The sequence below is a fragment of the Planktosalinus sp. genome, from assembly GCF_059864935.1.
This window is the reverse complement of the sequence record NZ_JCBCCK010000300.1, coordinates 1-1261: the sequence shown is the minus strand read 5'-3', so window position 1 is coordinate 1261 and position 1261 is coordinate 1. Positions and strand designations below refer to the sequence as shown.

Genomic DNA, 1261 nt, shown 5'->3' with positions numbered 1-1261 from the left:
TTACCACAATGGGCACAAGCAGGCAACAAAAATTACAAGGAAAAAGTGTCACTGTATCGCAGTTGCTTCCTCGCTCATCTCATTTGCACCGCAGAGGCGCTGAGAACGCAGAGAAAAACACTCTCCTCTTACCATTCACCATCTCAAACACCCGTCTTCGGTCACCGGACAATAGTCAATTTTTTTTAACCATTAAGTCATTAAGGGACATTAAGGTTATTTAGCTAAGATCATCTCACAACTAATATCTCACGTCTATTATCTAAAAACAAAACCCCGAAACCAGCAAAAGTGACAACGGGGCATAAGGACTAACCGTTTCCTCCTATTGGAGGAGGTGGTGGAGGAGGTGGCGGCGGTGGTGGTGGTAAGTGCTCATCATCACCACAGCAAGCTACCGGGGTTTGGTTTTCCATACTTTGTGGGGTACACGAATAAAACCCCATAAGCAGTGTAACCACACCTAAAATTAGTGCTATTTTTTTCATTGTTTATAATTTTAAGATTGAACAATAGGCGTTGAGCATCTGCTTAACAGTCAGACGGTCAGAAACCCGTTAAATAATGAAGGCGTCCCTTCTGTGGAGAAGTGTGGAGCTTTTGGCAGCCTCCGCTACCCTACTTCTCCGGAAGGGTTTTGGTTGACTGCTTGTAAAGCTCCTGTTGAAATCACCTGTCTTTCAGCATTGTTTTTGCCGGCAGTGATGTGATTTCAAAGCAAATAAATGAAGGTCTCATCATAAGTTGTGGAAAAACCATGGAAAGAACCCGGAAAAGAATTTCCCGGAAATTTCCACAGATATTTTGTAGTTTTAGGTCACCAAACCAACCCTTTAAAATGCACAGTACCTTACTCCTCAAAGCTTTTGAAAAAGCTGAAAAAGACATACATACCGACAAACCCACGCGTTTGGCGCAACACTTGTCTGATTATATTCTGGAGCAAAGCGACGAACCTTACGGCGAAAAGAGTTTGAGAACCCATTATGCTGCAGCAAAAAAAGGAGACACCATCGACCTGAAAAAGTTTGTGGCCAATGCGCTCAGTGTCTATTTGGGTTATGATAGCTTTGAAGAATTTGTAAAGGTGCAGCCATCAGGATCTATCAAAAAGAAGTCCTTCTTTAAACACTACAAATGGCCTTTGGCCGGTGTGCTTTTTATAATTCTTGTTGCCTGGGGCTACCACCAACTTACCAAACAACGCTGGATGGTCTGGCAGCAAGACCGGTATGTGGAAGTGAAATTTGATGAGAAATTA

The 1261-nt window shown here is 42.9% G+C and carries 3 protein-coding genes; 2 read left to right on the top strand and 1 reads right to left on the bottom strand.

Annotated features, from left to right (window positions below; genetic code table 11):
• The coding region (locus AC6F75_RS09845; RefSeq protein ID WP_500714857.1) for a hypothetical protein at positions 1-189 on the top strand (189 nt) is incomplete at its 5' end.
• A gap of 122 nt (positions 190-311) precedes the next feature.
• Here AC6F75_RS09845 and AC6F75_RS09840 read toward each other — a convergent pair.
• Positions 312-488 (bottom strand): hypothetical protein, encoded by a 177-nt coding sequence (locus AC6F75_RS09840; RefSeq protein WP_500714856.1) that lies wholly within the window; start codon positions 486-488, stop codon positions 312-314.
• Positions 489-838: 350 nt separating this feature from the next.
• On the opposite strand from AC6F75_RS09840, the gene AC6F75_RS09835 reads away from it, so the two are divergent.
• On the top strand, positions 839-1261 hold a 423-nt coding region (locus AC6F75_RS09835), incomplete at its 3' end, for a hypothetical protein (RefSeq protein ID WP_500714855.1).